The organism is Actinospica acidithermotolerans, assembly GCF_018139625.1.
GTDB classification, from domain to species: Bacteria; Actinomycetota; Actinomycetes; order Streptomycetales; family Catenulisporaceae; genus Actinospica; species Actinospica acidithermotolerans.
Genome location: NZ_JAGSOH010000207.1, coordinates 1 through 6,168, shown reverse-complemented (window position 1 = coordinate 6,168; position 6,168 = coordinate 1). Strand labels below are relative to the sequence as shown.

6 protein-coding genes are annotated in these 6,168 nt (G+C 66.9%); 3 read left to right on the top strand and 3 right to left on the bottom strand.

Going from position 1 to position 6,168, the window contains the following annotated elements; all coding sequences use genetic code 11:
* Positions 1 to 442: 442 nt before the first annotated feature.
* Positions 443 to 1,921 carry an RNB domain-containing ribonuclease gene (locus tag KDK95_RS33570; RefSeq protein ID WP_212522398.1) on the bottom strand — a complete coding sequence of 493 codons (1,479 nt, stop codon included), beginning with the start codon at positions 1,919 to 1,921 and terminating at the stop codon, positions 443 to 445.
* 206 nt (positions 1,922 to 2,127) lie between these two features.
* Between KDK95_RS33570 and KDK95_RS33565 the strand changes: the two genes are divergently transcribed.
* Positions 2,128 to 2,682: a DUF402 domain-containing protein gene (locus KDK95_RS33565; RefSeq protein WP_212522397.1), complete on the top strand. Its 555-nt coding sequence runs from the start codon at positions 2,128 to 2,130 to the stop codon at positions 2,680 to 2,682.
* A gap of 187 nt (positions 2,683 to 2,869) precedes the next feature.
* Positions 2,870 to 3,295 (top strand): GNAT family N-acetyltransferase, encoded by a 426-nt coding sequence (locus KDK95_RS33560; RefSeq protein WP_372463427.1) that lies wholly within the window; start codon positions 2,870 to 2,872, stop codon positions 3,293 to 3,295.
* A gap of 32 nt (positions 3,296 to 3,327) precedes the next feature.
* Here the strand turns inward: KDK95_RS33560 and KDK95_RS33555 are convergent, their stop codons facing one another.
* Together KDK95_RS33555 and KDK95_RS33550 are read right to left on the bottom strand one after the other, a co-directional pair.
* Complete coding sequence (locus KDK95_RS33555) at positions 3,328 to 3,666, bottom strand: ArsR/SmtB family transcription factor (protein WP_212522395.1); 339 nt, start codon at positions 3,664 to 3,666, stop codon at positions 3,328 to 3,330.
* A 140-nt stretch (positions 3,667 to 3,806) separates the two neighbouring features.
* A complete protein-coding gene (locus tag KDK95_RS33550; protein ID WP_212522394.1) occupies positions 3,807 to 4,274 on the bottom strand; it encodes an SRPBCC domain-containing protein in 468 nt (155 codons plus the stop codon).
* 206 nt (positions 4,275 to 4,480) lie between these two features.
* On the opposite strand from KDK95_RS33550, the gene KDK95_RS33545 reads away from it, so the two are divergent.
* Positions 4,481 to 5,938: an FAD-dependent monooxygenase gene (locus KDK95_RS33545; protein WP_212522393.1), complete on the top strand. Its 1,458-nt coding sequence runs from the start codon at positions 4,481 to 4,483 to the stop codon at positions 5,936 to 5,938.
* Positions 5,939 to 6,168: the final 230 nt, after the last annotated feature.

Sequence of the window (6,168 nt, the reverse complement as noted above, 5' to 3'; positions counted from 1 at the left end):
CCCCCGCCGACTCGCCGCCCCAACTGACGGCCACTGACCAGCACTCCACCCGCAGACACCGCCTTCCCACCGACTCAACGACCGCCAGCTCACCGACCCGCCACGCCACCGGCCAGGGCAAAACCAAACCCCGAGATCATCAGATGCCTCAAACGCCAAGCCACCCACGCGGCTTACTACCTGATCAAAGCCGACCACGACCACCCCGAACGAGCTGACACCTCACTTGACAGACGGGAGAGCACCCACCGAACCAACTGCCCTCCGACCCAACGGAGCGCCGGCCCCCTGACCCACCGACCCACTGGCCTCCGGCCCTCCGGCCCTCCGGCGATCCACCTACCGGCCAGTGAATCCACCGACTCAGCGACCATTCATTCCCCGGCTAACGACCGCAGCCACTCGGCAAGCATCATGGGCCTGTTATCTTGGCCTACTCTTCCTACTCCGCGTCGATCCAGTCGAAGTAGACCTTGCGCTCTGTCACGTCCACCTTCGTCAATCGCACCCGCACCTCGGCGCCCTGCGGGAGGTCATGGCCATCGAGACGCGCTATTACCGCCGGATCGCGCAGCATCACGGTGCCGGCATCGGGCTTGCCGTTCTGGTCCCAGTCGATCCGATCGTTCAGGTCCAGCACGACGCCGGTGAAGTCCTCGCCGATCCGGTCCGCGAGCAGCACGGACTCGGCCAGGTCCACGCACGCCCGATCGACCGTGCGGCTCAACCGCTCGCCACGCTCCATGTGGCCGGGCAACTCCGGCAGAGCCTCGCGAACCCAATCGGGCACTTCGTCACCGGCGACGATCGCGAGGCAGCATTCTGACGTGAAGCGGTCGACGAGGCGCCGCAACGGCGCTGTCGCATGCGCGTACTCGATGCCCAGCGCGGAATGCTTCGGCTTCGCGGGGCAGGCGCCGTCGAACGGCGTGTACCCGGCTCCGCGCATCAGCGCCATCGACTCCCAGAGGAGTGCGGCCTGATGCGGATCGTCCGGCGTCAGGCTGCTGACGAGGCGCTGATAGCTGCGCCGATCAGGCCAGGCCACACCGAGGCCCTTGGCGGCCTTGCGCAGTCGTCGGATAGTGACCGGGGAGGGCTCAGGCAGCGTGCGCACGATGCCAGTGCCGCCGCGCAGCATGATCTCGGCCGCGGCCGCGCCGATCAGCAGCGAGATCTGGGCGTTCCAACGCTCGATCGATCGCTCCACCGCGTATTCCAGTCGCCAGCCGTCCGGGCTCGGGCTGACCTGCTGCGTCGGCACATTCAAGATCATGCCGCCACGTGCGGTCTGTCGCGCCTCAAGCAGGCCGCCGACCTCGCGTAGCAGCCCGATGACCTCCGGTCCGCGGCCTTCGGCGAGCGCCAATTCCATCGTCGGATAGTCCAGCTGCGCTCGTGACCGGACGAGGGCCCGCTTCACGTCGGACGCGACCGGGACGCCACGCTCATCCACGTCCACGCACCACAACACCGCGGGACGATCCTGTCCCGGCAGCAGCGAGGCCGCGCCTTCAGACAACTCTGCCGGATGCAGGGGCACCCGAACATCCGGTAGGTAGCACGTCAGGACGCGGCGGCGTGCCTCGCGGTCCAGTTCGCCGCCAGGGCGCACGAACGCCGCCACGTCGGCGATCGCGTACCAGACCCGGTACCCGCCATCGGAGCGCCGTTCGATCGCCATCGCCTGATCGAGGTCCTGCGAGCCCGGCGGATCGAGCGTGACCAGCGGCAGATCGGTCCGGTCCAGTTCCGGAAGTCGAAGGCCACGGATCGCGGTCCGAACCTCGTCGAGGACGGCGGGCGGAAACTCGGTCGTCAGCTCGTGCTCGTCGCGGATCGCCGCGAAGCCTGCGGCCAACGCCGCGCGCCCGGCGGGCAGCGGTGCTGGGCCGGAGAGGCTGAGCGCGGTACGGGGCACGGTGCGCAGCGTACGCGAGCGCACGTCCCGATGCACGCACGACACGGTGGGCGCACCACCCGGAATTCACGCCCCGGACGTCGGAGATCGACCCTTGCGTCAGGCTTCGTCCACGGCGAACGCAGCGCGCCTGTCGCTCCCGACCGCCCCATCATTGAGCCCATATGCGGTGAGCTCCCGGCAGTCACGCGACTACGCTGAGACGTATGAGCGAGCTGATCCGATTGACGTACCGGAAATACGACGGATCCCTGCACTGGCACGGCGCGATGCGCCGACTCGGGGAGGACGAGCACGGCCTTTGGCTCGGCTGGGGCAGGAACATGCTGATGACACGCGGCTCCGGCCCCACGGTGACGTTCGACCAGGCGCACGTCCAGCTCGTACGCCGCGCCGATTGGTGGTGCGGCGCATTTCACGCCGCGCCCCGACCGACCGCGATCTACTGCGACATCACGACGGTCGCCGAGTGGACGGCACCGGATGAGATCACCATGGTCGACCTCGACCTGGACGTACTGCGGTTCCGGGACGGACGGGCGCCCGCGATCGTAGACGAAGACGAGTTCCTCGAGCACCAGGTGTGGTACGAATATCCGCCCGAGGTGATCGAGAACGCACGCAGCACTGCCGACGCGCTGCTGGTAGCCATCCAGCGAGACAACGAGCCGTTCAGATCCGCGTACCAGCGGTGGCTGTCCCTGGTCGCGGACGTCGACGGCGATCCAATCTCCGTGCTCGCGGAACGGAACGGCCGCTAAGGCCGTAGCCGACGAGCGGAGGACCGCATCCTGGCCAACCAAGGGAACGTCCGATGGGCGTCGCGTCCGCCAGAGGCGCAAGCTTTTCATCCGCCCTTGATAGGGTTTGCCTCGATAGGGAGATTCTTTCTACATGACCGACTCCTTTCAGACATCCGCTCAGAACTCCGAGATCGCCCCTGTCACGATGGAGCAATTCCAGCGGGTCCTCGAAGACCATGCGCGCTACTGGGGCGAACGTGACCTGAGAGCGCTCCATCTCGCCGCACTCGTGCAAGAATTCCCCTCAACATCGCTGGTAGCGGTGGGCGAAGACGGCATTAGCGGCTATATATTCGGCTTCGTCACCCCGGACCACGTGGCATACGTGCACCTGATCGCGACCCGGGATGATGCGCGGGGCACCGGCCTGGGTCGCCGCCTGTACGCCGCCTTCACCGAAGCCGCCCGCGCGCAGGGAGCGGCCAGCCTTAAGGCGATCACCTCGGTCGGCAACACCGGGTCGATCGCATTCCACCGAAGCCTCGGCTTCGCCGTGAATGTCGTCGAGAACTACAACGGGCCTGGCCAGACCCGCGTCGTCTTCACCAGAGTGTTGCCCGACCGGAGCTGACCTCACAGCGCGGGACTGTGCGTGGGTGACTGCTACTCGCCGGACTCCGCGATCTGCTTGACCATCTGGAGCGGCCGACCCCACTCCGTGGCAAGGTCGGTCATCCACCGCGCGGTGAGTGCGAGCGGCCCAGGCGCAACGCCGTAGCGGACCTCCCGACCCACCTTGCGTGCCACGACGAGACCGGCCTCGTGCAGAACCGCGAGGTGTTTGACGACAGCCTGACGCGTGACCGGCAGGTCCTGCGCAAGCGTCGTAGCGGTTGCGCCGCCGGCTGCGGACAAACCATCGAGGATCCGGCGGCGCGTCGGATCCGCCAGCGCCGCCAGCACAACCTCGATGAGCGCCTCCTCCGCAGGACTCTGCGTCATCAGACCGTCACTCCACCTTCCGCCAACACCAGTCCGTCATGCTCGGTTCGTCGACGTCCTCACACGAATCCGGGCCGTCGCCGCCCTGACCCTGGTAGATCCTCGCACGAATTCCTGACGGAACACGGCGTTGCGCTCGCTCACCCGCTCCATTCGTGTTCCTCCTGCTCGCAATACTTGCTCAGGCTGAGCAGAGCCTTTCCCCAGCCGCCCTTGTTGGCCCGATACCGCCGGTCGATGGCCTCGGAATCCCCCTCGATCACGGAGAATCCGCTCTCGACAACGCGCAATCGAGTCCCGTCACCCTCCCGCTCCAACGTGAACTCGACCAACGTCGCATTGGCAGCGTCCGGCTCCCGGCCTCCGGCGTCGTCGGCGGCCCAGCGGAATGAGAGATAGCCGGGTTCCTCGACCTCCTCGATCACTGCCGGGAGTTTGCCGTGCTCCCCGTGGTCGAACACGATGCGACCTCCCGGACGCAGGTCGATCTCCGCCGGTTCGCCGTTGCCGAACCACATGCCGACGTGCCTCGGTTCCGTGACGACCTCCCACACCCGCGCCACCGGCGCCGCGATATAGACATCCTGCTCGATGCGGTTGCTGACCATGGTCAACCCCTCCAAGTCTCGGCTCTAATATTGAGTGCAACTTCATGGTTGCACATGGGGTGGACAATGTGCAACCATCGGATTGCAGATGGAGTAGCGACGCAAGGCAGGAGGTGGGCGATGGATTGCTCGATGTCGACGCAGATCGGCCGCAGACCATATTCGCCAGTTGGCTCAGAACTGTGCGCACATCTATGCTCCCTGCCATGCCGGCTGGATACGCAGAGCACTCAGACACAGGGGTCGTCGTCGTGGGTGCCGGGCCGACGGGACTCCTTCTCGCCGGCGATCTGGCTGCTGCGGGCGTTCCTGTCACTCTGGTGGAGCGTCACGAGAACGGATCCGAGCTCACGCGCGCGTTCGTGGTGCACGCTCGGACCCTGGAACAGTTCGACCAGCGCGGTGTCGCCGACGATCTGGTCTCCCGCGGTAGGCAGGTCGCTGCCTTGCGACTGTTCGATAAAGCAGTCGTGGACATGTCCGGGCTGCCGAGCCGATACCCCTACATGCTCGTGGCGCCCCAGTACGAAACTGAAGGCGTGCTACTGCGCCGGGCGCGGGCCGCCGGAGTGCAGTTCGTACGCCCGGCCGAGTTGACCGACCTGACACAGGACGCGCAAGGTGTGACCGCGACACTTGAAGACGGCAGAACCATACGCGGGCATTACCTGGTGGGCACGGACGGACACCGCAGCACCGTGCGTCGGCTGATCGGCGAACCGTTCCCCGGGCGCAGCGTGGTGAAGTCGGTGATGCTAGCCGACGTGCTGCTTAAGGACGAGCCCGGAGGCGCCGCCACCAACAGCATCGGTGACCGCTTCACCTTCATCGCGCCCTTCGGTGACGGGTACTACCGGGTCATCAGCTGGGACCGATCCAAGCCCGCCGAAGACCGGGACCCGGTAGACATCGAGGAACTCAAGGACATCTCGCGCTCGGTGTTAGGCACGGACTTCGGAATGTACGGTCCACGTTGGAGTTCGCGATTCCACAGCGACGAGCGGCAGGTTCCGCACTATCGGGTGGGCCGGGTTTTCCTCGCGGGTGATGCGGCACACGTGCACTCCCCCGCCGGCGGGCAGGGGATGAACACCGGTCTTCAAGACGCGGCGAACCTGTCGTGGAAGCTCGTCTCCGCGCTGACCGGTGGGCCAGACCTGTTGGACTCGTACCACTCCGAGCGCCGTCCGGTGGGCTCGAAGGTGATCAAGGGCAGCGGAGCGCTCCTGCGGATGGCGATGCTGCACTCGACAGCCGTCCGGACGGCACGGAACGAACTCGTGACGGCGGCACTGCACGTGCCGGCGATGGCGCGACGCCTTCCCCTCGCCATATCAGGACTCTGGGTAAAGTACCCTGCGCCGCGTCACGCGCACCCGCTGGTCGGCACCCGGGCAGCAGATGCCCGGCTACGCGGCAGCCCGTCGCGCCTGTACGAAGCGCTGCGCGCGGGACGCTTCGTGCTCCTGGACACGGGCGGTCTGCACGAGCGGGAGGCCCGGGAGGTGGCGACGACCGGCCGACTGGACATTGTGGTCGGTGTAGACCCGGATGCGCAGTCCATGCTGGTGCGGCCCGACGGATACGTGGCGTGGGCGGCCGACTCGGCGTACCCGGACTCGAAGGGCTTGCGTCACGCGCTGCGGGCTTGGGTGACTGGCTGAGCGATCTGCGAGTGCGGTGGCTGGTCGGGAGCAGGCCCAACAGGTCAAGGCAGTGGGGGTCGATGGGTCGTCGGGCGGGGAGTGGCCGAGTCTGCGTGGTGCGCTAGATCCATAGGGCACGAGTGGCGGGGCCAGGTTGGTGCGGCGTACCGGATGGGCGGCAAGCGGCGAAGCCAGCGTCACGCGGTCGGCAGGTGGAGCGGAGGTTGAGTGGAGCGGAGGGTGTGTGG